The 25,108-nt window shown below is 51.8% G+C and carries 23 protein-coding genes; 16 read left to right on the plus strand and 7 right to left on the minus strand.

The features are described from left to right. Positions 1-43 precede the first annotated feature (43 nt). Entirely contained in the window at positions 44-1,066 is a 1,023-nt protein-coding gene (locus MYS68_RS34470; RefSeq protein ID WP_248930066.1) for a Gfo/Idh/MocA family protein, read from the plus strand. Positions 1,067-1,543: 477 nt separating this feature from the next. Here the strand turns inward: MYS68_RS34470 and MYS68_RS34475 are convergent, their stop codons facing one another. Then, entirely contained in the window at positions 1,544-2,488 is a 945-nt protein-coding gene (locus MYS68_RS34475; protein WP_248930067.1) for an alpha/beta hydrolase, read from the minus strand. A 140-nt stretch (positions 2,489-2,628) separates the two neighbouring features. Between MYS68_RS34475 and MYS68_RS34480 the strand changes: the two genes are divergently transcribed. Together MYS68_RS34480 and MYS68_RS34485 are read left to right on the plus strand one after the other, a co-directional pair. After that, entirely contained in the window at positions 2,629-3,009 is a 381-nt protein-coding gene (locus MYS68_RS34480; RefSeq protein WP_248930068.1) for a VOC family protein, read from the plus strand. Then, on the plus strand, positions 3,006-3,260 hold the full coding sequence (locus MYS68_RS34485) for a hypothetical protein (RefSeq protein WP_248930069.1): 255 nt from the start codon (positions 3,006-3,008) through the stop codon (positions 3,258-3,260). Before MYS68_RS34480 ends, MYS68_RS34485 begins: the two co-directional genes overlap by 4 nt. 40 nt (positions 3,261-3,300) lie before the next feature. Here MYS68_RS34485 and dctA read toward each other — a convergent pair whose 3' ends face one another. Further along, the gene (gene dctA, locus MYS68_RS34490; RefSeq protein ID WP_248930070.1) at positions 3,301-4,590 is read right to left on the minus strand and encodes a C4-dicarboxylate transporter DctA; all 1,290 of its coding nucleotides are present in this window, start codon (positions 4,588-4,590) and stop codon (positions 3,301-3,303) included. Between the two features lie 342 nt (positions 4,591-4,932). On the opposite strand from dctA, the gene MYS68_RS34495 reads away from it, so the two are divergent. Next, entirely contained in the window at positions 4,933-5,397 is a 465-nt protein-coding gene (locus tag MYS68_RS34495; RefSeq protein ID WP_248930071.1) for a phage tail protein, read from the plus strand. Positions 5,398-5,488: 91 nt separating this feature from the next. Here MYS68_RS34495 and MYS68_RS34500 read toward each other — a convergent pair whose 3' ends face one another. The 3 genes from MYS68_RS34500 to MYS68_RS34510 all read right to left on the minus strand — a co-directional run bounded on the left by MYS68_RS34500 (position 5,489) and on the right by MYS68_RS34510 (position 9,366). Further along, positions 5,489-6,952 (minus strand): HD-GYP domain-containing protein, encoded by a 1,464-nt coding sequence (locus MYS68_RS34500; protein ID WP_248930072.1) that lies wholly within the window; start codon positions 6,950-6,952, stop codon positions 5,489-5,491. A 106-nt stretch (positions 6,953-7,058) separates the two neighbouring features. Further along, a complete protein-coding gene (locus MYS68_RS34505; protein WP_248930073.1) occupies positions 7,059-7,760 on the minus strand; it encodes a response regulator in 702 nt (233 codons plus the stop codon). Further along, entirely contained in the window at positions 7,753-9,366 is a 1,614-nt protein-coding gene (locus MYS68_RS34510) for an ATP-binding protein (RefSeq protein WP_248930074.1), read from the minus strand. Before MYS68_RS34510 ends, MYS68_RS34505 begins: the two co-directional genes overlap by 8 nt. A gap of 163 nt (positions 9,367-9,529) precedes the next feature. Between MYS68_RS34510 and MYS68_RS34515 the strand changes: the two genes are divergently transcribed. Together MYS68_RS34515 and MYS68_RS34520 are read left to right on the plus strand one after the other, a co-directional pair. Beyond that, the gene (locus MYS68_RS34515) at positions 9,530-10,258 is read left to right on the plus strand and encodes a class I SAM-dependent methyltransferase (protein ID WP_248930075.1); all 729 of its coding nucleotides are present in this window, start codon (positions 9,530-9,532) and stop codon (positions 10,256-10,258) included. Between the two features lie 71 nt (positions 10,259-10,329). Beyond that, a complete protein-coding gene (locus MYS68_RS34520; RefSeq protein WP_248930076.1) occupies positions 10,330-11,388 on the plus strand; it encodes a TRAP transporter substrate-binding protein in 1,059 nt (352 codons plus the stop codon). 394 nt (positions 11,389-11,782) lie between these two features. Here the strand turns inward: MYS68_RS34520 and MYS68_RS34525 are convergent, their stop codons facing one another. After that, on the minus strand, positions 11,783-12,436 hold the full coding sequence (locus MYS68_RS34525) for a transcriptional regulator (protein WP_248930077.1): 654 nt from the start codon (positions 12,434-12,436) through the stop codon (positions 11,783-11,785). 286 nt (positions 12,437-12,722) lie between these two features. On the opposite strand from MYS68_RS34525, the gene MYS68_RS34530 reads away from it, so the two are divergent. Continuing rightward, a complete protein-coding gene (locus MYS68_RS34530) occupies positions 12,723-15,509 on the plus strand; it encodes a WG repeat-containing protein (protein WP_248930078.1) in 2,787 nt (928 codons plus the stop codon). 109 nt (positions 15,510-15,618) lie between these two features. On the opposite strand, the gene MYS68_RS34535 is transcribed toward MYS68_RS34530, so the two are convergent. Then, entirely contained in the window at positions 15,619-15,852 is a 234-nt protein-coding gene (locus tag MYS68_RS34535) for a YozQ family protein (RefSeq protein WP_248930079.1), read from the minus strand. Between the two features lie 184 nt (positions 15,853-16,036). Between MYS68_RS34535 and MYS68_RS34540 the strand changes: the two genes are divergently transcribed. The 9 genes from MYS68_RS34540 (at position 16,037) to MYS68_RS34580 (ending at position 25,017) form a co-directional block, all read left to right on the plus strand. Continuing rightward, positions 16,037-16,663 (plus strand): Yip1 family protein, encoded by a 627-nt coding sequence (locus tag MYS68_RS34540; protein WP_248930080.1) that lies wholly within the window; start codon positions 16,037-16,039, stop codon positions 16,661-16,663. Positions 16,664-16,936: 273 nt separating this feature from the next. After that, positions 16,937-17,353, plus strand: coding sequence for an IS200/IS605 family transposase (tnpA, locus tag MYS68_RS34545; protein ID WP_248931108.1), 417 nt, complete (start codon positions 16,937-16,939; stop codon positions 17,351-17,353). Then, complete coding sequence (tnpB, locus tag MYS68_RS34550; protein WP_248931109.1) at positions 17,340-18,443, plus strand: IS200/IS605 family element RNA-guided endonuclease TnpB; 1,104 nt, start codon at positions 17,340-17,342, stop codon at positions 18,441-18,443. Before tnpA ends, tnpB begins: the two co-directional genes overlap by 14 nt. Positions 18,444-18,996: 553 nt before the next feature. Next, positions 18,997-19,890 (plus strand): ABC transporter permease, encoded by an 894-nt coding sequence (locus MYS68_RS34555; RefSeq protein WP_248930081.1) that lies wholly within the window; start codon positions 18,997-18,999, stop codon positions 19,888-19,890. Positions 19,891-19,942: 52 nt separating this feature from the next. After that, the gene (locus MYS68_RS34560) at positions 19,943-20,821 is read left to right on the plus strand and encodes a carbohydrate ABC transporter permease (RefSeq protein WP_248930082.1); all 879 of its coding nucleotides are present in this window, start codon (positions 19,943-19,945) and stop codon (positions 20,819-20,821) included. A gap of 33 nt (positions 20,822-20,854) precedes the next feature. After that, complete coding sequence (locus MYS68_RS34565) at positions 20,855-22,426, plus strand: type 2 periplasmic-binding domain-containing protein (RefSeq protein ID WP_248930083.1); 1,572 nt, start codon at positions 20,855-20,857, stop codon at positions 22,424-22,426. 27 nt (positions 22,427-22,453) lie between these two features. Continuing rightward, entirely contained in the window at positions 22,454-23,482 is a 1,029-nt protein-coding gene (locus MYS68_RS34570) for a LacI family DNA-binding transcriptional regulator (RefSeq protein WP_248930084.1), read from the plus strand. A gap of 26 nt (positions 23,483-23,508) precedes the next feature. Beyond that, entirely contained in the window at positions 23,509-24,387 is an 879-nt protein-coding gene (locus MYS68_RS34575; RefSeq protein WP_248930085.1) for a sugar phosphate isomerase/epimerase family protein, read from the plus strand. 36 nt (positions 24,388-24,423) lie between these two features. Continuing rightward, on the plus strand, positions 24,424-25,017 hold the full coding sequence (locus tag MYS68_RS34580) for a histidine phosphatase family protein (RefSeq protein ID WP_248930086.1): 594 nt from the start codon (positions 24,424-24,426) through the stop codon (positions 25,015-25,017). Positions 25,018-25,108 lie beyond the last annotated feature (91 nt).

Genomic DNA, 25,108 nt, shown 5'->3' on the forward strand with positions numbered 1-25,108 from the left:
TATGGGCTACAATTTGTACAAAAAGACGAAGGAAGATGATACTGTGACGAAAACATTCGGTGCCGCGCTCGTTGGCTGCGGTTCAATATCCGGCGTTCATTTGAAATCGTTTGCGGGGCTTGAACTTGCCGAGCTGAAGGTCGTCGTCGATACCGACGAAGAGCTCGCAAAGCGGACTGCGCAGCAGTACGGCTGCGATTATTTGACCGACTACAGGCAGCTGTTCCACCGCGAGGACGTGCAGGTCGTTCACCTGTGCACTCCGCATCATCTGCATGCGCCTTTGGCCGTGGAGCTTTTGGCTGCGGGAAAGCACGTGCTTACGGAGAAGCCGATGGCGCAAAACAAGCAAGCGGCCGCAAGTCTGCTGCAAGCTGCCGCTCAAAATCCGAACGTCCAGCTCGGCGTCATTTTCCAAAACCGATACAACCCGGCGTCGCAGCGGATCAAGCAATTTCTCGATTCCGGCGAGCTCGGCAAGCTGATTTGCATGAAGGGGCTCGTCACCTGGTACCGGAACGAAAACTATTATATAACCCCGTGGAAGGGCAAATGGGAAACCGAAGGCGGCGGCGTACTGATTAACCAATCGATCCATACGCTCGATCTGCTGCAGTGGTTCGGCGGGGAGATCGCCAGCATTAAAGGCTCCATTTCCAACGATTCGCTCGAAGGGGTTATCGAGGTTGAAGATACCGCCCATGCGCTGATTCAGTTCAAAAGCGGCGTGAGAGCGATTTTTTATGCGACGAATGCATACTTGCAAAACTCCCCGGTCGAGGTGGAGCTTGTATTTGAGCAGGGGACGCTGTACATGCGTGGAGACTATCTGTACTTGCGCAAGGGCGATCAGGAGACGATGCTCTGCGAGCCGCGGGTGAACGATTTGGGGGAAAAATCGTACTGGGGCGTCAGCCACGCCGTGCAAATTCGCGATTTTTACGAGCATCTTGCGGCGGGTAAGCCGTTTTGGATCGATGCCCGCGAAGGCGTGAAGGCGCTGACGATGGTGCTGGACATTTATGAATCGTCGCGGGCTCAGAAAGCTGTGCCGTTTTTGGTGTAGAAACGAAATATCCCTCTGGCCATGATGCCGGAGGGATTATTTTTTGAGAAGCCGCTGAAAGATCAGCCTGTCCGGCATAAGGTTTTTGCCCGAATGTCAGGATTCATGCCTGACCACCCCGCCGGTAACGAGCACGGGCGGTTCAGGGGTCTTGGGGAGCCCAATGAGGCCAGGCTCAACCCAATGCGGAGCTCGCTCCGCTTGTCATCCAAGCCGATAGAGGAACTACAGTGCGCTAAAATAACCATTTCGACAGGTTTGCCAACAATAAAGGAACTACGGTGCTTTATTTACTTGTTTTGCGGGGCTGTACGCCGTATATGACCGATTTAGCGCATCTCAGTTCCTCTAATAAATCGGCTGTGCCCATTATCCGCAGAATAGCGAACGTCAGTTCCTCTAAACGCAGCTGGAGCCGGAAGCCAAATAGCCAAAGGCGGCCATTTTATCCCCAAAGTGCCTTGCATGCGCCACATTCTACTGAAGCTTCGCAAAGAAATCGAGCACCTTCTGTTCATACGCTTTCGGATCGGCGGCATGCGATTTCGCATGCCCTTCGTTCGTCGTCTGCCAGAGCTCGAACTTGTCGGGGTGCAGCTTGTAGATCGCTTCGCTGTTGGCGAACGGAATCGAGTGATCGTTTACGCTGTGAATGAACAGCACCGGACGCGGATACACTTTGCCGGACGCAGCGAGCGCATCCACGCCGTCCGGGTCGATGCCGGTTACCGGAGGGATCAGCCCGAGAATCAGCGGAGTGAACGGGAAATTCGGAAGGTGCGACCAGACCGGCAGGTTTTCCCGCAAATATTTGGTCAGATGAGCGAACGGGCTGTCTGCTACGATGCCGGCGACGGCAGGCTCTTCCGCTGCGGCCATGAGGGATGTGGTGGCCCCCATCGAAAAGCCGACCAGGCCGATTTTAACGCCCTGCTGATTAGCTTTGACCCAGTCGATGGCGCCGAGCAGGTCGTTTTTCTCGAAGTAGCCGACCGATGTCAGCTTGCCCTCCGATTCGCCGGAGTTGCGGAAGTCGAACATCAGCACATTGTACCCGCGTTCGACGAGCGCCCCGGCGAGGTCCATGGCCTGAGCTTCCGTTTGGAGCCGATTGTTGCGGTAGCCGTGAGCCAAAACCAAGGTCATATTCGTGCGGGGCTCCGCTCCGGGAAGAAACCATCCGTTCAGATTGACGTCTTTTGTACGGCTCATAAATTGTACGTTATCGAAAGCAAGCCCGTGTTTATCGGGCGAATCGGTGAGTGCCTCGCGGGCCGGATGGGTGAGCTGCCAACCGACGTAGACGGAGATGCCGACGCTCGCCAGAGCCAGCACCAGCAAAGCCGCCAGCAAGATCCACAGGATTCGGGTTGGCGCGCTTCTGCGGCGGGGAGCACGGGTGATCGCTGGAGTAGGTCTCATGCCACCGTTCCTTTCTGCTGAAAATGTCTTTCTCCATTATACGACATTTTGCAGCAGCGTCACTTCTTTTTTACCGGAATATTGACAAAAGGTGCGGCCCGGGCATATAATCGCGGAACCAATTACAAAGGAGAATGGCCGTGAAGATCAGCAGACTGGACCACTTTGTTCTGACCGTGAAAAATATCGAAGCGACCTGCGCGTTTTATACGAAGGTGCTCGGCATGGAGGTCGTAACGTTCGGCGCGGGACGCAAAGCGCTGCAGTTCGGGCAGCAAAAAATCAACCTGCACGAGGCAGGCCGCGAATTTGAGCCGAAAGCGAACGTCCCGACACCGGGTTCGGCGGACGTCTGCTTCATCACCGAAACCCCGATCGCCGAAGCGGCGCGGCATATCCGAGAGAACGGAGGCACGATCATCGAAGGTCCCGTGGAGCGAACCGGCGCGACCGGCAAAATCGTCTCCGTCTATTTGCGCGATCCGGATCTGAATTTGATCGAGGTGTCGAATTATTTATGATGCCTATCCATTTATGTGCATACAATGTTCGGGAGGAAACAGGCGGCGCGGTCCGGCTGTTTGGCTCGATCATGCTTGCGCTTCTGCAGCCTGTCATTGTCACGGGTTCATTGCTTACGGTCATTAATGTCTGGAACGATTTCACAGGTCCTTTTTATCGGCTCACCGACGGTTCGAAGTGGACGGTCACCGTTTCCTTCTATAAGTTTGCAACCGATTTTATGCAAAAAAGCTGCCCCCTAGGCTGCTGAGGCAGCCCGGGGACAGCTCTTTTTTTAGCGGGGCCGGCAATTATCCCGCAGCGATTTGCTGGCCCGCTTCGGCCGCTGCCGTTGCCTGGCTTTGGCCTTGCGGGTTGAACTGCTTCTCGCTTTTTGCGATGACGACCGTCGCCACGGAGTTGCCGATCAGGTTCGTGATGGCGCGCGCTTCGGACATAAAGCGGTCGACGCCGAGCAGCAGCGCCATGCCTTCGACCGGAATCGGCGTACCCGGGATGGCGGTCAGCGTCGCGGCGAGCGTAATAAAGCCGGAGCCGGTAACGCCGGCGGCGCCTTTGGACGTCAGCATCAAAATGCCAAGCACGGTCAACACCTGCACCCAGGAAAGCTCAAGTCCGTATGCCTGGGCAATGAACAGCGCGGCCATTGACAAATAGATCGAGGTGCCGTCAAGGTTAAACGAGTATCCGGTCGGAACGACCAGGCCGACAACCGACTTGGAGCAGCCGTACTGCTCGAGGCGCTGCATAAGACGCGGCAGCGCCGATTCGGAAGACGATGTGCCGAGCACGAGCAGCAGCTCTTCTTTAATAAATTTCAGCAAATTGAACACGCTAAAGCCGTAGATTTTACCAACCAGGCCGAGAACGACGACGACGAACAAAAACATGGTGATGTAGACGGAACCCATCATTTTGCCGAGGGAGAACAGGGAAGCGATGCCGAATTTCCCGATCGTGTAGGCCATGGCGCCGCCCGCGGCAAACGGGGAAAAGCGCATGATGAGACTTACCAGCTTGAAGAACACGTCGTTTAATTTTTCGAACAGCTCGACCACCGGTTTGCCTTTGGAGCCAAGGGAAGCCAGGGCCAAACCGAACAGAATGGAAAAGAACAGCACCGGCAGCATTTCGCCTTTGGTGAAGGCGCCGATCGCATTATCCGGGATGATGCTGGCAATGAAATCGACGAAGCCGTGAGGCGTTTCCGCCGCTTGTTTCGTATACTTGGCGACTTCCGCAGCGCTTTTGCCGACCTTGCTCGTATCCATGCCGCTTCCCGGATGAATGATATACATAACGGCAATACCGATCGCCATGGCGAAAGTGGTGATGATTTCAAAATACAGCAGCGCTTTGCCGCCGATGCGGCCGATTTTTTTCATATCGCCCATGCCGGCGAAGCCGATGACGATCGTGAAGAAGACGATCGGCGCAATAACCATCTTGATCATTTTGACGAAAATATCGCCGAGAACTTTAAGCTCGACACCGAACGCCGGGTTAAATTGGCCGATCAATATGCCGATAACGATTGCGATGAGCACTTGAACCGTCAAGTTTTTCAAATTAATTCTCATGGATGTCCCTCATTTCGTGAAATTTATGCGCTTTCAGGCGCAAAATCATGCCGGTGCTTGCGCCGCTGGGAATGGACATACAGCTTTCCTCTCTTCCTGATCTTTCTCTGTGGCTAATGATATCGCTTTCACCGGGCTTTGTGTTGATTTGGACATATTGATGCTTTTGGTCATTTTGGTCTTGGATAGAAGCGACGGATCAACGCAATGTTATATCGTTGACACGCTGCAAAACGGTGTTATAATAAAAATAGACACCAAAAGGTGTCGAGTTAGCGGTTAGTGTTATAAGAAGCAGTTACTCGGGAAAGATACAGTCGCGTCTTAAGAGGAGAGATGAAAATGTCCTATATTGTTGATTTCAAAAATGTATCCTCGGTTGGTTTAGAGTCTTCGCCTGTAGCAGAAGCGCTTGCAGGTTTACGTGCTAATGAAGCCCGCTACTTTATGACTAAATACAAGCATGAATTTACGGTTGTACCGGCTGAAGAAAGCCGGGAGACCCTGGATTATGTGAACCGAATTCTGAAAGAAGAACGTGATATTGAATTCTCGGCCAAACCATTGGAAACGTCACGTTTTCAAGTGGAAAATATCAAAATGGCCTACGTCTTTTATGAGGACGGCCTTGCGGTCAACGTCATGTATACGGTTGATGACCCTAAGAAGCGGGCCGTTGGTTTTAAGCTTTCCGAGGGGATGGAGATACCACAGGAGTTGGAAGGGAAGTTTAAGTTTGCGAGGCAGAAGTCCAAGCTGGCCGGAACCATTCGGGGCTCGTTTTTTGTAATTAAACGGGAGTATTAAAGTAAACAAGCGCAAATGAAGAATCGAGCATGAAAGACCGCCTCGCCGATCCATGTAACGGACCGGTGAGGCGGTCTTTCATACACTAGAGCTACCCTTGATGCATTCCCGTTGCGGTCGGCAGGTTGGACACCCGGGTGTCCTCTTTCATCACCTGCAGCGGATACAAATAAACGGAAGGATCGCGCTCGCAAAGCCGCGTCCAGGCATCGACGCAGACGGGATCGAAGTGCGTCCCTTTATGTTCGTGCAAAAACTTCATCGCCTCGCTGTGCGGCCAGGCTTGCCGGTAAGCGCGCGTCGAGGTGAGCGCGTCGTAAACGTCGGCGACCGCAACAATGCGCGCAAGCAGCGGAATTTGCTCTCCGGCCAGGCGGTCCGGATACCCGGTGCCGTCCCATTTTTCATGATGCCAGCGAATGATTTCCAGCTCCTCGTTCATAAAACCGAGACTTCGGCACATGTCATACCCTTTGACCGGATGCTGCTCGATGATCCCCCGCTCCTCGGGCGTCAGCCTGCCGGGTTTGTTTAGCACCGCATCGGGGATCTGGATTTTGCCGACATCGTGTATGACCGTCCCCTGTGCGATCGCCCTCAGCTTCTCCGGACTGAGAGCCATTTCCTCGGCGAGCTTCAAGGCGTACATCGTCACCCGGAAATTATGACCGGCTGTATATGTATCCTTCGTTTCGGTTGCGAGCACGAGCGCTTTGACGCTGGGGGACATGCAATCGGTGATTCGTTCCACCGGGTCGGTCGTGAACAGCGCCCGCATCGCGCCGGCGATCGACCGGTTTGCCGCATACTGGCGGACCAGTCCGATCAGCATGACGATCATGGAGAAGAGCAGCAGGAAATGATAAATCCACCAGCTCGCCCGCCATGTCTCCCCGAACGCCATGATCAGCTGCGAGACGATCAGCCACCCGCAGCTGTATACGATCGCCATTTGCAGCGGGAACTGCGAATACCTATAAGAGTGATAGTAACGCAGCAGCGTAATCAGGTTCAAAAATATCGTCAGCGCGGTGAATATTAATTTGAGCGGATTTACATTCAGCGGAAGAAGCTCGACGATGCCCGGGCATATCAAGCCGACGATACCGAACAATCCGGTGACCCCGATCCAGCCCGGGAGGAGAAACTTTTCGCGGCCGGCAAGCAGCTTCACGAACGGATTGTCGGAAGAAAGCGAAGACAGCCAAAGCCACAACGTCGCAAGGGCGATGCTGAGCTGGGCCGCAATGCCGGGCAGCTGGGTCACCCCGAGAATAAAATTCGGCGTGGACAAGCCGTGCACCGCGAAAATTTCGGCGAGCGAAATAAAAGCGAGCGAGAGAAATTTGACCTTGATGTTGCGCAGGCGGCTTCCAGCTACGCCGACGGCCACCGCGATGACCGTGGACAGCAGGGCAACCGAACTCACGATGTAAAAATGTCCCCGCGGCATCGCAAACTTGTGGTCCATGGTTTCATGCATCGTCAGAAATTCGAACAACAAGAAAGGTATCGCTATAGCAGCAACAGGCCCGATCAAGCTGCGAAATCTCATACAGGGACCGTCTCCTTTTCGTTAGGAACCGTTTTCTTTTCAGACGATTTCATCATACCATAAATTGGACAGCCCGAATATTATGGTTTTGTCGAATGATACGTTTTTACTTGGCTCCGCTCCATACGTATTTGTTGACCGGCCGGCCGACTCCGTACTGAAGATCCATCCGCACCTGCCCCGATTTTTCCATGAAATCGAGGTATCTCCTTGCCGTCACCCGGGCGATGCCGACCCCTTCCGCCACCTCTTCGGCGGACAGCGGCTCCGCCCGGCTCATCAGATGGAGCATAATCTGCTTGAGCGTAACGGCCTGCAGCCCTTTCGGCAGGTCCGCGGTGGCGACGTCCTTCCCCGGTCTGCCGGGTCCGCCGCGCAGCATCTCGTCCAGCTCCGCCTGGGAAACGGACCGGTTCTCTTCCAGACGGGCCCGCATAATGCGGTAATTGTCCAGCGCCTGCTTGACCCGTTCGAATTTGAACGGCTTCATGATATAGTCGACGGCGCCGTTTTGCAGCATGCGCTGAATGGTGCGCAGGTCGTTGGCGGCGCTGATGACGATGACGTCAACCGGCTGCTGCTCCCGGCGTATGCGCGTCAGCGTCTCGATGCCGTCCAGCGTCGGCATGAATATGTCCAAAATGACGAGATCCGGCCGCAGCTCCTTGATTTTAGCCAGTCCCTCGGCGCCGGTTGAGGCGACGCCGACAACCCGGAAGCCGTCGACTTTTTCGACAAATTGCCGGTTCACCTCCTGGACCATCGGATCATCCTCGATCAGCAGCACATCCACCGTCAGTTTACTCATCTGCCGCTGCCTCCTCCTCTTCAAGGTTCATTGGAAAAGAAACGAAAAAGCTCGTCCCTTCGCCGGGCGCGGAACGGACCTCGATCGTACCGCGGCCCTTCCGCACGAGACCTGCCACGAGGTAAAGGCCGATGCCCCGTTCCTTGCCGCCTTTGGTGGAAAAGCCCCGTTCGAAGATGCGCTCGCGAACGTCCTCCGGCATGCCGCATCCGTTATCTTCCACCAGTACGGATAATACATAATCATCCTGCTCGATGCTGATATCGATCCGCTTTTCCCTATTGGCGGGAACGCCCGCCAGCGCGTCAAACGCATTTTCGATCAGATTGCCGATCAGTACGACAAAATCGTGATGGTCAAGCTGCTCGGGGAACTTCTCCAGGCGGCTGCCCCGGTCAACCCATACTTTGATGCCGAGCTCCTTGCCGCGGCTGATTTTGCCGAGAAGCAGCCCGCTCAAGCTGTCGTCGCGAATGTTTTCGCTTAAAAAACGGGTCAGCTGCTCCTTCTGCTCGGTGATGTCGAACAAATAGTCGAGCGCTTTCTCTTTGCTGCCGAGCTGAATGAGGCCGCCGATCGTATGCAGCTTGTTCATGTACTCGTGGTTTTGCACGCGCAGCGCATCGACGAACGCCTTGACGCCGGTAAGCTCCTCGGCCATCCGGGTCACCTCCGTGCGGTCCTGGAAAATCGCGACGGCACCCACCGTGCGGCCGCCGACCTTGATCGGCACGCGGTTGCTCCAAATGCGGGCGGACCCGACGACGAGCTCCTGATTGTAGATCGGATGATCGAGCTCCAAAATTTCCGGCAGCCGCGTATCCGGAATAACCTCGCGGATCGCTTTGCCGATGACGTCGCCTTCCACTTTCAGCATCTGCTTGGCTTTGTCGTTAAAAATCGTGATGCGCTCATGGTTATCTATGGCAATGACGCCCTCGTGCATCGCGTGGAACGTGGCGGTCCGCTCGTCGAGCAGCCGGGCGATTTCGTGCGGCTCGAGCTCGAACATTTGCCGCTTGATATGCTGCGCGAGCTTCCACGAGCCCCAGCTGCCGAACAGCAGCGAGAGCAGCAAAATCGCATAGGCCTGGCCGCTGAGGTCCAGGATCACCTGGGCGAGGTCCGGCAAAATGCGGCCGACGAGCACGACGCCGACCTGCTGGTGCTCCTCGTTAATGATCGGGACGAACGCCCGCAGCGCCGTTCCGATCTCGCCTTTCGCCTTGGATAAATAAGTATGCTCGGCGAAAGCGGACGCTTCATCCGCGCCGTGGGAGACCGTGCCGAGGCTGGCGGCGAGCGGGTGGGACAGACGGACCCGGTTCATGTCCATCACCACCACGTAGGTTACGTCGTTGATGATGCGGATGCGCTCGGCCGCGGTTTGAATGTCCGCCGCCTTGGAACGATCCTCGAGACCGTCCAGGACGAGCGGCAGCTGGGACACCGTGCGGGCGGTTATGAGCAGCCGCTGGCCGAGCTCCTCCTCCCTCAGGCTGACGATATTGCCGACCAGTACGATGCCGCCGATCAGCAGGGAAAACAGCACGATGCCAAACGACAATATGGTGATTTTCCAGTTTATTTTCAGTTTTTGCAGCATGGCGGTATCCTCTTTTGAAAAAAATGAATCTGCTGACCACATCATACAACAGGATTGCGCAATAATGAAACAAGGCGGGCCAGGTCATCCGTCCAGGCAAAAAAGCGGGCTCGCGCGTAAGCTGGTAGGAGCTTATTGCAAACTATGGAGAGGGGGGCCGACATTGCACCGTCATTCTTACCATGACGTGCTGGCTCTGCTCGGCGAAAGCAGCGCCCATCCCGGGGGCTTCGCCGCTACGGTGAAGCTGCTTTCCCGCGCCGGACTCCGGCCCGGGATGAAGGTGCTCGATGCGGGCTGCGGCACGGGCAGAACCGCCTGCTATGTGGCCGAACAATACGGCTGCGAAGTTACGGGAATCGATCGGCATCCGCTCATGATCGAGAAGGCGCGGCGCCGCGCGGAGCTTGCCGGCATAAAGGTCGAATGGGTATGCGGGGACGTTCGCCGGCTTCCGTTTCCGGATGCGTCGTTCGATGCGGTGCTGATCGAATCGGTGACCGTATTCGTCCCCGGCGACGAAGCGATCCGCGAGTATGCCCGCGTCACGAAGCCGGGAGGCCAGACGATCGATCTGGAGCTGTGTGCGCGGGGCGCCGTCCCGCAGCAGCAAATTGCCGAGCTGTACGGCGCGGCGCAGCTTCCTTCCGCAGCGGAATGGACCCGTCTTTACGAAAACGGCGGCTTTGCCAAAGTCCGCCTGCTGCGAAACAGCCGGCTCAGCATGCAGCAATCGGTGCAGAGCGAAATCGACTATCCCGACCGGTTTCGCCTTCCCTCGGACGATGCCTTGCGGCAATCGTTCATAACGGAAGCGCTTGTAAGAAACAGTTTGTTTCTGGCCGAGTACGGGAATCGGATCGGCTTCGTCGCCATTCGCGCCGTGCGCTGACGAAGTTGAAATGCCCGGAAAATAGCGATACACTATAGCCGACAAATCTAACATTCGCGCCGGGAGGAAGCATGAAATCTTTTATAGGAACGGGGCTGTTTGTCGTCATCGGCCTGGCTGCCGCGCTGATGATCGGGTTTTATCCGGCCTTTACGCGCACGCCCGCAGTTTTCGACGATGAACAGAGCGGCATGAGCCGGGAAATCGTGATCAAATTCAGCCACGTCGTCGCGGAAAATACCCCTAAGGGATTGGCTGCTTCCGAATTTGCCCGGCTTGTACAGGAGAAGACGAACGGGCGCGTGAAGGTGGAGGTTTACCCGAACGGCGTTTTGTATACGGAGCCTAACGAGCAGGAGGCGCTGCTGCGCGGCAGCGTGCAGATGATTGCGCCGTCTTTTTCCAACATATCGGGAATGTCTCCTCCCTGGATCGTGATGGACCTGCCTTACGCGTTTCTGAGTAACGAGGCGGTGAAAGAGGCTTTCGCAGGGGATATCGGCGCGGCGCTTTTTGATAAGCTGAAAAGCCGCGGCATCATCGGCATGGCGTTCTGGGGCAACGGGTTCAAGCAAATGACCAGCAACGTCGGACCGATGGTGCATCCCGCCGATTTCAAAGGGCAGCGCTTCCGCATTTTGCCGAGCCGGGCGATCGAGGAATATTTCCGGTTGATGGACGCCAGAACGTTTCCGATCCCGTTTAACGATACGTACCGCAATTTGGAGCAGGGCACCGTGGACGGCGAAGAGAACTCGATTTCGAATATTTATTCGAAAAAATTTTATCAGGTGCAGAAGTATATGACGCTCAGCAACCACGGCTACCTCGGTTATGCGGTGCTGATGAACAAGACGTTTTGGGACAAGCTGCCGGAGGAGCTTCATGCGCCGATCCTCGAGGCGATGAAGGAAGCGACGGTATTCGCCAACGAGACGGCCATCGCGATTAACGAGAAGCAGCTTGCCGAAATCCGCTCGATGTCGGGCATCCGGATTCACGAGCAGACCCCGGAGGAGCGGCGGGAATGGATGGAGGCGATGGATCCGGCGTACAATCGTCTGGAGCCGATCGTCGGCGCCGAGCTGATCGGCAAAATCCGCGAGCTGCAGCGGAAGTACGGGAAGTGACAATCCCGAGTAGCCGACGAAGGGGGCGACCTGGAGTCGTCCGCGCGTTGGAACGAAGTGACGAGCACGGTGTTGCGAGACCTAGGGCTGTTCATGGAGCATGGGGCTGACCAACCGCCGTGCAACGCCGCAAAGCGCGCCGAATTCGGCTTAAGTCACGGCCATGGCCCAAACGCTGTTCGCATAAGCTGTAACGGTTGTCATAGAGCTTATTTAGCTCAAAATGCTCATTTTCAAATTCTATCGGTTGCCAGCGAGCTTATTTGAAGGATTATCCGATAAGAGATCGGCATATTGCCAAAATAAGCTCAACCACAACCGCTACAATTTTAACATCGGCAATTTTCCTGCAATAACCTCTGTGGCAACCGTTAGAAATTTTATCGCATCCCATTCACTTTATTTCCGGTAGTCGGTAAGTGCGATATCGCCTTTTTCCGCTAGCTACCTCCAACAGTTTTTTCTCTATCAGCACTCGAAGAATGACTCTAATGCGATGTTCAGAAAGCTGCAAATGACTTGAAAGCTCTACAGGGGTAAACGGACGCAGCAGTCTGTGAGCATACCTCAAGGTTTCCGCCTCCGCCCAACTGAGTCCGGAAGGGACGGCGCTGCCGAGAAACTTTCCAACGAAGGAAAGGACGAGCTGCTTGCAGACCCCGGGATCGTCCCGAATGGACAGGTAAGCTATGGTAAGGATGAGCCAATCATCAAGAACAAGCAGGGACTGTTTCATGCATAAATCTTTGAACCGGCTGATTTCAATATCTCTGGCATGGCTTCGGTAATCCTGAATCTCAATGCATGCTTTGACATGGCCGGGCATGTACGCAAGGTCCAGATAGCGATAACCGTTGTTAAAGTCCCTTACCTCGAATTCGGGATATAAGTGATCCAGATTGCCTACGGCAGGAAACCAGATCAAACGCAAAAAATCAATCGTTCCGCGGCTTAATCCTTTTTGCAGTATTTCCCGTCTTCTTGGACTTTTCTCCTCGACAATCCGCTGATCCATCCAGATTTGATAAACTTCGTCAAACTTGCTCATTTATGATCACATCCAATCGTTAAAAATAAAAAATACCGCCTCAACACGTCAATGTTCATACGAACAAGACGTATCAAATGCGGTATGTGCTTCACACCATATATTTGCTTTCAATGTACCATTGCAAGGGAAAATATTCAAGTGAAACTACGCTGATAATGAAAACGACTAACGAGGTTGGGGCTCCCCAAAAAAACAAAAATGCCAAACTATTTAAAATTTTTCATAAATTTGGTACATTGATAGAGTTGTAGAATCTTTAAAAATATAAAAGGGAGATGACGTGTTGAAACGGAAAATGATTTATTTTTTGCTTGCGGCCTTGTTTGCCCTGCAATGGACTTCCGTCGCCGCCGCGGCGCCAAAGGTCGATTTATTGCAGAACGGCAGCTTGACCATTCAGTACAAGACGGAATTGGGGGACGAGAAAAAATGGGAGAGGTCCGTCACCATCGTTGTCAAGGACGGTCAGCCGATGGTTCCGGTTACCGCCATCCAAGCTTTTTATAATACGGATTATGAGGTAGTGCTCATCACGACATACGACAAGGAAAAAGTTTCCGTTTTGGAAACCAGAACCGGCACTTATTATGAGATGAAAGCGGATTCCAAAAAGGTTAGCGTTCTGAACAAGGACAAACAAAAGCTGCGGGAAGCCACCTTAAGCACGGACGTTTCGTACCATTTGGAAGGGAATTTGTACCCCTATTTGCCGCTCGATTTTTTCAACGTAATGGGTTATAACGCTACGTTCGATGCCGCCGGCAAGGGGAAAATTGCGATCGATTTCATACATAAAACAACACCCGGTTCCGGAAGCGGCACACCGGATGCAACTCCGGCTCCCGATGCCAATCCAGCTCCGGCACCTTCCGCAGATACCCCCTCTGCTGAAACGGCCGTTAAAGAGAAAGCCACCTTGTTCCCTGTAAAAATGGACAGCAAGTACGGTTATATTGACGCGACCGGCAAGATTGCCATCGAGCCGCAGTTCGACGGGGCCAACGATTTTTCCGAAGGCTTGGCCGCCGTGGCCGTTGAAGACAGCTGGGGATATATCGATACGTCGGGAAAAATGGCCATTCAGCCGCAATATACCACGGCTTCGGAGTTTTCCGAAGGGCGTGCGAAGGTGAGCCAGGTTGACCGCAACGGTAATACGATCGTCGGTTTTATCAATAAAGACGGCTCGACGGCCGTTAAATTGCAATACGATTTCGCTTTAAAATACCAGGAGGACTTTGCTCCCGTCTTCACCGGGAAAACGTTTGGTTTCGTTGACCGAAACGGATACATCAGCATTTTAGGGAAATACGAAGATGGCGGGGTATTTTCCCAAGGTTTGGCCAGAGTCAAGAGCAAGGACAAATTCGGCTACATTAATAAGAAAAACGAGCTTGTCATTCCGTATCAATTCGATAACGCGCTCGATTTTTCGGAAGATTTGGCTGCCGTGAGCGTTAACGGCAAGTGGGGATTTATCAATAAAAAAGAGGAACAGGCCATCCCGCTTCAGTACGACGCTGCAGGCTCTTTCTCGGAAGGGCTGGCAGCCGTCAAGATCAATGGCAAATACGGGTATATCAACAAATCCGCACAAACGGCGATCTCGCCACAGTTTGATTTTGCCGGGGATTTTCAAAGAGGCTTTGCTCGTGTTAGTGTCGGCGAGAAATGGGGATTCATCGACAATAAAGGTAAAATCGTTGTTGAGCCCGCCTACGAATTCGCATACGACGTCACAGGTGATGTATTTCCGGTCCGCTTGAACGGCAAAAAAGCCTACGTGGACCGCAGCGGTCATAAAATCAAGGTCGTGGATGCGAACGGAAAAGAATATAACAAAGTGCTCGTTGCCGGTAAAGTTATCGAGGTTAATGGAACGGTACTCGATTTGGACGTACCTCCTGTCCTTGTCAACGGCAGTACGCTGGTACCGCTGCGCGCAATCCTGGAGAGTCTCGGATTGGATCTGTCATGGGACGATGCAACGAAAACGATCACCGCTTCCAAGGAGGAAACCCGACTGACACTTCAGGTCGATAACCGTCAGGCATCCGTCAACGGTGCTTCGGTAAATCTGGAAGTGCCGCCGCAAATAATCGATGGAGCGACTATGGTTCCGGTGCGTTTTATATCGGAAAGTATAGGGGCCCGGGTGCAGTATCTACCTTATACGGTTATCGAAGGCAGCGACCATTTGGATAGTCCGGAGCTTCAAGGCAGCTACAAAGATATGCTCGACGCATATAAAAAAGCGGCGGATCAGCTCAATGCAGCAAGGCACGAGAACCCACCGTTCGTACTCAACGGATTGATTAACGACAACGTAAAGGATGCTTTTGTGATCTTCGGTTCTTCCGACAGCTCTTACGCTTCGGGCGGCCATCCCGGACAACATAGCGATTACAGCAATATTGCGATAGAAAACCCGGAGGAGGACGGAAAGAACGGCGGCAAATATTTGGGCATTCATTACTACAAGGGACAAGCTACGGGAAAAGGACTGCTCGGACAAGATGTTCCTATCTATTTATTCGGAGGACCGCCAAAAGAAATTATTGCTGCGGAAAGCAAGTTCAGCGCAACGGCGGATTCGTTCAAAACGGCAAAAGCGGAGCTCATCAACGATATCAAGCAAAAGTACGAATCTCAGCTAAGCGCATCTCCGGACGCTGCCGTTTACTTGGAATATGCCGTTGTAATGGCAGATTTGGCGCAATTTTTGAACGATGATGACATTCGCAGACAATCCGAAAAACTCGGTGCAGAGGCGGGCAAGCTGAACAAAAACGCGGAACTATTCTACAAATTGTATATGGCGGACAAATCCGGAAGCACGAGGCTCATCTCTGAAGCATATGCGGAAGCGGTCAAGGCAGATCCCTACATCGTGCTGAATCACGCTGCCATGGGCGGCAGCTATCTGGCGGCGGGACGCGCGTTGTCAGAGATGTCGTACACTCGCAACCTGGCTATTTTCGCTTTGAACAAGGCGACGGTAACCGGGACGGAAGAGTCTCAAACGAAAGCAAAAAATTTATTGAATAGCAAATATCATATCACCCCATAAAGAACACCAGGGGAGCTCGGTAGCGGAAATTTGCCGCACAAAATTTCCCAAATAACAACAAAAGGAGCGGGTCGGCCTGACGGGCCGCCGCTCCTTTTTCCATGCAGCGCTATTCCTGGTTATCCTCGTCGAAATTCTCGTCCGTTAGATGCACTTCCCCTTCCGCGCGCTGAACTACGCCGTCGCTTGTTCCTGCAAAATACGCGTCGCTCATCTGCTCGTGGGTCTCCGCATGACCTCGGGACGTTTCGTCCGTGCTTTCGTAGTCGGAAATGTCATAACGGTTGTCCGTCACTTTGCGATAATTGTTTTGCAGCGCTTCGGCCGCCGGATCGGATGCCATTGTTCGTATCTCTCCTTCATGCGATATGGATGAAAATGCCTAGAAGGTAATGTATCCAAGCTGCCGCTTTTTATTCTTCCGGAAGGTATTTTCGTACAACGGAGAATACACTCTCATGGAACGACGGCCGAAAAGACGATCCGACCATTTTTACAATTAATACGAAGATGGGACGTGATCCTGCATGATGGATTCGGAGCAAACTTTTAATCCGTGGAAAACGATATGGACCCGCCCCAGGCAAACGATTCGTACGATCGTCGATAACAACCCGACCCGGCACGTGATCGTGCTTTCCATGGCGGGAGGGTTCATTCAAACGTTAGATCGAGCCGCTTCCAAAAATATGGGGGAAACGATGGGTTTGCCCGGCATCCTGCTGCTTGCGCTTGTGGGCGGCGCCGTGTTCGGCCCGATTGGCTTGTACATAGCTGCGGCGGTTTTGCGATGGTGCGGTAAGCTGCTTGGCGGAACAGCCGCTTCCGAGGAAGTGCGGGCCGCGCTGGCCTGGTCCAATGTGCCGATTCTGTGCGCGGGCATTCTGTGGATTCCTCAGCTGCTGGTGCTCGGCAAGGAAGCGTTTATGAAAGGTTCCCCGACGCTGGAAGCAAGCCCTCTCTTGTTTGGATTGTTTATGCTCATCAGCGTGGTTCAGGCGGTGATCTCCATTTGGGCGATCGTCATTTTTCTGAAATGCCTTGGAGAAGTGCACGGCTTTTCCGCATGGAGAGCTCTCGGCAGCGCGGCGATTCCGTTTGCGGCCATCATCGCTGTAGTTCTCATCATTACCGCTGCGGTGCGGTTGGTTTAGCGGCAAAAAAAACGTACAAGGCCGCTATGATCGAACGGACGGCCTTTTTCAAGCTATCAAGCAGAATAGTTTTTCCGGTTTATGATTCAGCCGAGAATACTTGTGACTTTAGTCATGAGATGAATCGGCTTCGGATGTGATGTACCCCAATTTTGGTGCGTTTTACATCCAACACATGTTACGATGTAATATAAGAAAAAGACAAATAAGTATTAGGATATCTTCACAAAATCTATTGACATATGTTATCCTCGGGTTAAGAGGTGGACAATGATGTCAGAAGTTAAACATGGACGAGGGTACGTCTACTCTATTCAATACCACATCGTATGGTGTGTGAAGTACAGGCATAAGGTATTGTCTGACCATGTAGATAAACGGCTCAAGGAAATATTACATAAAATTGCTTCGGACAATGGGATTACCATCGAGATCGAAAGCGATCTTGACCATATTCATCTTTTGGTGGACTGTACTCCACAACATTCTATTCCGAGCGTAATCAAGGCTCTTAAAGGTGTTTCAGCAAATCTTCTATTCAAAGAGTTTCCACAATTAAAGAAGAAGCTCTGGGGAGGGAACATGTGGAATCCCTCTTATTTTGTAGCAACCGTAAGCGAACATACCGAAGCGCAAATTCGACAGTATATTCAAAATCAGAAAGGTGGCGAAAACCATACAAATTCATAAAGCTTACAAATTTCGTATCTTTCCGAGCCAAGAACAAATCACGCTAATCGCTAAAACGCTTGGATGCAGTCGATTCGTTTTCAATCATTTCTTAGCGAAGTGGAATGAAGTATACAAGGAAACGGGCAACGGATTAACATACAGTGCCTGTTCCGCTGAATTACCAACATTAAAATCCGAATTTACATGGCTAAAAGAAGTGGACAGCATAGCGATTCAATCGTCCGTAAAGAACCTTGCCGATGCGTACACCCGATTTTTTAAGAAGCAAAACGATGCTCCACGATTCAAAAGCAAGAAAAACAAAGTGCAATCCTATACAACCAAATATACAAATGGAAATATTGCTGTCGCAGGAAATAAGATCAAGTTACCTAAATTGGGATTTGTTCGTTTTGCGAAATCAAGAGAAGTGGAAGGACGAGTTGTGAACGCAACCATTAGACGGAATCCTTCTGGAAAATATTTCGTTTCCTTGTTGGTAGAGACGGAGATACAAGCATGGTCAAAAACAAACAAGGAAGTGGGAATCGATGTTGGATTAAAAGACTTTGCGACCCTTTCTACTGGTGAAGTGTTTGCGAATCCGAAATTCCTTCGCAAGATGGAGCATAAATTAGCCCGTGAACAACGCAAGCTTTCCAGATGTAAAAAAGGTTCATCCAATTGGAACAAACAACGGGTCAAGGTTGCTTGTATCCATGAAGGGATTGCGGCTGCTCGTACCGATTACTTACACAAAATTTCAACGCAGATTGTCAAAAACCACGACATGATTGCGATGGAAGACTTGCAAGTTTCGAATATGATGCAGCACCATAAGTTAGCAAAAGCGATTAGCGAAGTGTCTTGGTATCAATTCAGAACGATGTTAGAGTACAAGGCGAAATGGTATGGAAAAAAATTAGTAGTCGTTGGAAAAACATTCGCATCTTCTCAGTTGTGCTCTAGTTGCGGATACCAAAACAAAGAGGTTAAAAACCTAAATCTTCGTGACTGGACGTGCCCTTCGTGCCATGAACATCATCAAAGGGATATAAACGCAAGTCGAAACATTCTTGCCGAAGGCAAAAGACTATTTTCAGCGTAGATCGTTACGCCAACCGTAGGGACTACGGGGGTAGCCTGCTTACCTTCGCTCGTTGGAGCGTTTAGCGCAGGAATCTCGCGACTTTAGTCGTGAGAGGTTCAATAGGGGATTTGTCATCGGATGGTTGCAGACGAAGGATATCGTGCTGGACGAATGGCTTGCATTCACAGGAACTCGGCTGTTGATTGGGTAAGGAAGATCTGCTGTTTAACAAGCGGGTCTTCCTTTTTTTTTAGTGCCCAAGTTTACGATCTCTTCAAATGAAGACAACACCCCGTTAATAAAACCGGTTTAAAATGTCCCTTGTCTAGTAAATCAGCAGCGAATTTTGTCGCCGTTGACGTAAAATTGCCCGAAAATTATGTGGAAATACTGCAATTATCACCAAATTATTCCAAATTCAGGAGGTGAAAATCACTGTTCGGGGTTAATCCGCTGCATTTTTGGAACGTTCCAAAAATGGGTCCGGAAAATCGTCCATAGGAGGGTATCCATTCTGAATCAAAACGCTTCCCAAGTCGATGCGGTCAAGCTGCGAAAATGGAATCGGTTTTTGAAACGCTGCATCAAATACAAAGGGCTTTTGCTTTTGCTGCTGCCTTCGTTTGTTTGGTTTTTTATTTTTAAGTATGTTCCCATGTACGGGGTCATTGTTGCTTTTAAAGACTATAAACCGATGTTGGGAATTATGGAGAGCGACTGGGCCGGGTTTAAGTATTTCGAGAGACTTTTTACGAACAGCCAGTTTTTCACGCTGCTCAAGAATACGCTGATCATCAGTACATATAAGCTGATCTTTGTGTTTCCCGCACCCATCCTATTAGCGCTCTTATTGAATGAGGTTCGCCATGAAAGGTTCAAAAAGGCGATTCAAACGGTTACGTACCTGCCTCACTTTATCTCCTGGGTGGTGATTGGCGGATTGATCCAAACGGTGCTTTCCCCGACAAATGGCGTGGTCAACTACGTCTTGGGGCTTATGGGAGTCGAACCGATCAAGTTCATGATGATCCCGGAACTGTTCAGGGGAATCGTTATTGCGGCGGATATTTGGAAGGAAGCCGGATGGGGCAGCATCGTTTATTTGGCGGCTATATCCGGAATCGATCAGGATATGTACGAGGCGGCGGAAATCGACGGAGCGGGAAGGCTGCGTCAGGCGGTCAGCATCACTCTTCCCGCGCTTGCGCCCGTCATCGTCATGATGTTCATCCTGCGGATCGGAAATATGATGGATGCGGGCTTCGACGGCATCGTCAATCTTTATAATCCGACCGTTTACGGCGTCGCCGATATTTTCGATACTTATGCATACCGGGTAGGTCTGATCGATTTTAATTTCAGCTATTCCACCGCAATCAGTTTATTCAAAAATGTCGTCGGCCTTCTCCTTCTGATCTTCGCCAGCAAAATTACGAAACGTATCAGTGGATACGGCATTTGGTGAGACTGCCGATATTTGATCGACAATCTCCTGATAACACGGATTGGAGGAAATTATGCTGTACAGAAAAACGTCGACAGGCGAAGCCGGCTTTCAGGTTTTCAATTACAGTTTTTTGGCGTTCATTGCTTTTTTAATGATCTACCCGTTTTGGGAGCTGCTCATTGTTTCCGTCAGTCCTGCCGTAGAGGCGTCAAAAATCGGTCTAAAGCTGATTCCGCGAGGGTTTACTCTCGAAGCTTATCGGATGGTGTTCGAATCGAAGCTGATAGTCTATGGATACTTCAATTCGATCTTTCGTACCGTCGTCGGAACTTCGATCACCGTATTTTTATGTTTTCTTACGGCTTATCCGTTGGCCAAAAAGATGCTGCCCGCCCGCAACGCATTTACGGTTTATTACTTGATTCCGATGTTTTTCAGCGGCGGTCTTGTGCCGAATTTCCTGCTCATCAAAAGCCTTGGTCTGCTCGATACGATCTGGGCGCTGATCATCCCGACGCTGCTCAGCACGTTTCAAATTTTGATCATGCGAAATTTTATCATGTCGCTTCCCGAGTCGCTGGAGGAATCGGCGCTTGTAGACGGGGCAGGTTTCTTTACCATCCTTTTGAGGATCGTTATTCCGCTATCTATGCCGATTTTCGCGACAGTCGCTTTGTGGGAGGCCGTGGCACACTGGAATTCCTGGTTTGATGCGATGATTTACACGCGGTCGAATCGGAACGTGGTGCTTCAGCTGCTTTTGCGGAGAGTGCTCATCGAGCATAACAATGAGGGGATTACGGACAGCCTGCAAGGCGACGAAGGGGTCGTTACGAAAACGGTAGAGGCTGCGACGGTTCTTGTAACGATCGGGCCGGTCATTCTGATGTACCCGTTTTTGCAAAAATATTTTATCAAAGGTGTCCTTATTGGTTCCTTGAAAGGATAATATGACTTTTACTTGTCCAGGAGGAGATTCGAGATGATGATGGAAACAAAAAAGGCAATACCGGCTTTATCGATCCTGCTGTCCGCGGCGATTGCCGTGACCGGATGCGGAGGCAGCCAGTCCGCAGCGAAAAATTCCGACAAGTCGGCAGCTGAAGGCGACAAACCATTGGAAATCAAATGGCTGGGCAACGGAACGGCGGGAATGTATCCCGGGGAAGACGCTTATATTGTTCAAGAATTGAATAAACGCTTCAATGTGAAACTTTTGCCTGTAAAAGCCGACTCGGCTAAAGACCAGGAGCTGAGCATGCTGCTCGCCTCGGGCGAGGTGCCCGATCATATGCTCGTCGGGGCGAACAGCATCGGGAAAATTCTCGATCAAGGGGCGGGGAGAACGATTCCGGTCGATATGATCAAACAAGCAGCTCCTAACCTATGGAAATCGACGCTTGAAAATTATCCGCAGCTTGAGCAAATGTCCGTTTACAAAAACGGTCAACTGCTCGCTCTGCCGGAAGGGACGCGAGAACTGTTCCCTTTTACGGCGGTAAGAACGGACTGGCTCAAGAAGGTAGGGGCTAATATGCCTACGAATCTGGAGGAGTTCAAGGAAGTAGCCAAGCTGTTCACGACGAAGGATCCGGACGGCGACGGAAAAAATGACACTTACGCATTTTCTTTGTCCACAGGTTACTCCAATATTTATACACTGGCAGCGGCATTTGGCATTTCACTGCCGGGCGGAACGGTCAAAGACGATTCTTGGGTCAAAGACAAGAACGGCAGCCTGATTCGGGCGCAGGTGAGCCAAAACTACAAAAGCCTGATTGCCTACTTGGCCGACTTATACAAGAGCGGATACATTTATCCGGATGTTACCGTAAAGGACCAGGATGCTTTGTTTTCGGACGGGTTCGTGGGCATGAGAACGGCCGGCTGGACCGCTATGATGCCCAAGTACAGGCCGAGCGACTGGTTTGCGCTTACCTTCAAGAAAAATCCGCAAGCGACGACGGATTACTTGCCGCCTTTGAAAGGACCGGACGGCAAAGACGCGGTGTTCGAGAAGCAGTCCAGCGTATGGCGGTATATGGTTGTCGGTAAAGACACCTCGGATGCGAAGCTGAAAAAGATTTTGCAAATTCTCGATGCCCAGCTTGTCGATAAGGACGTTCATAACCTGGTATGGAGAGGCAAGGAAGGCGTTCATTTTACCGTGAACGGCGAAGGTATGGCGGAGCTGACCAAAGAGTATGCTTCGAACGAAAAACAAGCGGAAACAGGCATCAAATTTTTTATCGTCAACAATCGGAATGAGGAGCAGTTCAAGCTGAGCTTCGGCAATGAAGCCGCAGTTCAGGCGAATATCCAAAAGAGCTATAAAACGACCGACCAACTGATCCCGGCCGGCACGATCATTCAAAGCTACAGTGAATTCGGCGCCGATGTCAAAAAGATAGAGGACGAGTTTTTTATTAAAGCGATAACCGGAAGCTGGGACGTCCAAACCGAATGGGACAATTATGTAAAGCGCTGGAATGCCGCCGGAGGAGATAAAATCACGAAGGAAGTCAACGAAGCATACCAGAAGCTGAAAAAATAGAAGCCCGGTTAATAGAGAGGTGATCTTATGGCGGTAACCATAATGGACGTGGCCAAGGAAGCGAATGTATCCAAAAGCACGGTATCGCTGGTCATGAACAACAGTGACTCGGTGAAGCTTGAAACGAGAATCCGCGTGCTGGAGGCGATCCGTAAACTCGGCTATGTTCCTAATATGGCGGCTCGCGAGTTGACCACGAAGATTAAGCATATTCTGGGCCTCGTATTTTTGACGGATAATACAACGAACAAGTCCTATCGATTCGATGCCGTTACGGAAACGCTGCTGTACGACACGTTTAACGGCATCTCATCCGGCATGAAGCAAACCGATTTCGGCCTGCTCAGCGAAAGATTTTCCGCTCTCGATGCGAACGCGGAACTGCCTTCTCTTCTGAAAAACAACCGTGTCGACGGTGTGTTTATTGTGGGAGGACTGTTTGGTGATGAGTTTATAAAACGCGTTCAAGAGCGAAATATCCCGGCTGTTATCGTAGGGAGAAACTATCCGGGCATCGATTCCGTCGCTCCCGACGTGCTGGACGCCATGTATAAAGGGACAAGGCATTTGCTGGAGACCGGGCATCGGCATATCGTGTTTATACTCGGACCCGAAACGAGCCCGGTGGCTCAGAAGAAGCTGGAAGGCATTCGCAAGGCGTTGGATGAAGCCGGTTTGCCGCTTCGGGCGGATACGGTCAAATACTGTGACTATACGGGAGCGTCCGGATACAAGGCGATGCAGGTGTTGTGGGAATCCGGCGCCCGCATGGATGCCGTCTTCGCGGCAAACGACGGGATCGCGGTCGGAGCCATGCGTTATTTATACGAACGCAAGGTGCGCATCCCCGAAGATATTTCGATCATCGGATACGAGCAATCGGTGCTTACCGAGCATTCCGTTCCTGCGCTCACGACGATCGATATCAATAAGGAGCGAATGGGAGAGGAAGCGCTCCGCATATTATTAAATCGGATATCCCGGCGGAAGGCGAAGACGGTAAGGCTTACGCTTGCACCTTCTCTTGTCGTCCGGGACACGGTAAAAAAGCGTTAACGCCAAAATAAAGGAGAAGGTAAAACGTGAGATTATCGACGATGACGAGTTTTTTCGGCAGGAGATTGGATGGAGGGTATACTCCTATTAGCGAATCCATGCGGCGCTGCAGAACTGCAGGCTTTCAAGTGCTCGACGTAAGTTTTTGCCATGCGATTTTTGGAAAGACGGAGCTTGTGAAGGATGATTGGGAGAAGCAAATGTATGAAATTCGTAACGAGGCCGAATCGCTTGGTATCGAATTTTCGCAATCGCACCCTGTGTTTTTGCCCGGACATCCCGAGGATCATCCGGCTGACAAACGGCAACTGTACCGTGAAATGATGGAACGATCCATTATTGCAAGCTCCATTCTCGGCGTCAAGTGGGCCGCTTTGCATCCGATCGAAGCGAAAAAGACCGAAGCGGCATTCGACCTCGAAGCGAATATAAAGGCAAACTTCGAGCATTTCGCTCCCGTGGTGGAGCTCGCGATTAAACATAATGTCGGAGTTGCTTTCGAAAATATGATCGAACGCGCTTCTTCGAAACGGCGGTTTTGCAGTCATGCCGGCGAGCTGGCCGCGCTGGTTGACGCCTATAATGACCGCGCCGTCGGCGCATGCTGGGATTTCGGGCACGGCAATTTCTTGTACAAGGATCAACGTTTTGCGCTTCGCACGCTCGGCGGGCGGCTGAAATCGACTCACGTAAACGACAATTACGGACAGGAAGACGAGCATATGTTTCCGTTTCACGGCAATGTCGATTGGGCTGCTATTATGCCGGTGCTGACCGAAATCGGGTATGAAGGGGACTTCTCGTTCGAGACTCACAATGAGTTCGACCGGTTGCCGGAATCCATCAAGGATACGCTGGCAAAGACCGGTTATGAAATCGGGATGTACTGCCTGTCGTTGGCTTGAGCATTCGCAGGCGTGAGCGGAAGGGGGCTTATGGGTATGGATCACATCACCTTTGTCAGACATGGGAATACGAATCACAATGTGGAGAACCGGGCGCAGGGCCACCTTCATAATCCGCTTAACGAAACGGGCTTGCGGGAGGCGGCGGCCGTTGCAAAACGGCTGTCGGAGGAGGCATGGGACGTTCTCGTCTCCAGTGATTTGCTGCGGGCGCGTCAAACGGCGGAAATTATTTCCGAAGCGATCCGACTGCCGATCGAACGGTTCGATATTCGGCTTCGCGAAAAGGACCGCGGCCAGATCGTAGACACCATAGAAGAAGAACGCGTTGCGAAGTGGGGACCGAACTGGAGAGAGCTCGATCTTGGCGAGGAGACCGATCAATCGCTTCGGGTGCGCGGCATGAGCGTTGTGAGCGATATGATCAACCAGTATCCGGGCAAAAAAATACTCGTGGTTACCCACGGGTATTTTCTCGGCCAGACGCTCAAAGAATTGATACGGGACGAATCGACCGGCGATCATCTGCGAAATACTTCGGTTACGACCGTTGTGCGAAACGGCAAAAAGTGGGAATATTTGTTATACGATTGCGTGCGGCATCTGGAGAGTGAAAAAAATACCCCTTAGATCATCCGGGATCGCGTGCGGATAGTGGGTCGCACATGGCGCAGCAGCAGCTGCTCCTAACATACTGAATATTTCCTGAAAAATTCTCACA

It is taken from the genome of Paenibacillus hamazuiensis (assembly GCF_023276405.1).
GTDB classification, from domain to species: Bacteria; Bacillota; Bacilli; order Paenibacillales; family NBRC-103111; genus Paenibacillus_AF; species Paenibacillus_AF hamazuiensis.

Bases quoted from the DNA above. Each gene is read 5' to 3' on its own strand.
- MYS68_RS34505 (WP_248930073.1), bottom strand. From the start codon at position 7,760: ATGAGTAAACTGACGGTGGATGTGCTGCTGATCGAGGATGATCCGATG.
- MYS68_RS34495 (WP_248930071.1), top strand. From the start codon at position 4,933: ATGTCCTATATTGTTGATTTCAAAAATGTATCCTCGGTTGGTTTAGAG.
- dctA (WP_248930070.1), bottom strand. From the start codon at position 4,590: ATGAGAATTAATTTGAAAAACTTGACGGTTCAAGTGCTCATCGCAATC.
- MYS68_RS34525 (WP_248930077.1), bottom strand. From the start codon at position 12,436: ATGAGCAAGTTTGACGAAGTTTATCAAATCTGGATGGATCAGCGGATT.
- MYS68_RS34570 (WP_248930084.1), top strand. From the start codon at position 22,454: ATGGCGGTAACCATAATGGACGTGGCCAAGGAAGCGAATGTATCCAAA.
- MYS68_RS34485 (WP_248930069.1), top strand. From the start codon at position 3,006: ATGATGCCTATCCATTTATGTGCATACAATGTTCGGGAGGAAACAGGC.
- MYS68_RS34500 (WP_248930072.1), bottom strand. From the start codon at position 6,952: ATGAGATTTCGCAGCTTGATCGGGCCTGTTGCTGCTATAGCGATACCT.
- MYS68_RS34580 (WP_248930086.1), top strand. From the start codon at position 24,424: ATGGATCACATCACCTTTGTCAGACATGGGAATACGAATCACAATGTG.
- MYS68_RS34475 (WP_248930067.1), bottom strand. From the start codon at position 2,488: ATGAGACCTACTCCAGCGATCACCCGTGCTCCCCGCCGCAGAAGCGCG.
- MYS68_RS34540 (WP_248930080.1), top strand. From the start codon at position 16,037: ATGATGGATTCGGAGCAAACTTTTAATCCGTGGAAAACGATATGGACC.
- MYS68_RS34535 (WP_248930079.1), bottom strand. From the start codon at position 15,852: ATGGCATCCGATCCGGCGGCCGAAGCGCTGCAAAACAATTATCGCAAA.
- MYS68_RS34510 (WP_248930074.1), bottom strand. From the start codon at position 9,366: ATGCTGCAAAAACTGAAAATAAACTGGAAAATCACCATATTGTCGTTT.
- MYS68_RS34520 (WP_248930076.1), top strand. From the start codon at position 10,330: ATGAAATCTTTTATAGGAACGGGGCTGTTTGTCGTCATCGGCCTGGCT.
- MYS68_RS34560 (WP_248930082.1), top strand. From the start codon at position 19,943: ATGCTGTACAGAAAAACGTCGACAGGCGAAGCCGGCTTTCAGGTTTTC.
- MYS68_RS34565 (WP_248930083.1), top strand. From the start codon at position 20,855: ATGATGATGGAAACAAAAAAGGCAATACCGGCTTTATCGATCCTGCTG.
- tnpA (WP_248931108.1), top strand. From the start codon at position 16,937: ATGTCAGAAGTTAAACATGGACGAGGGTACGTCTACTCTATTCAATAC.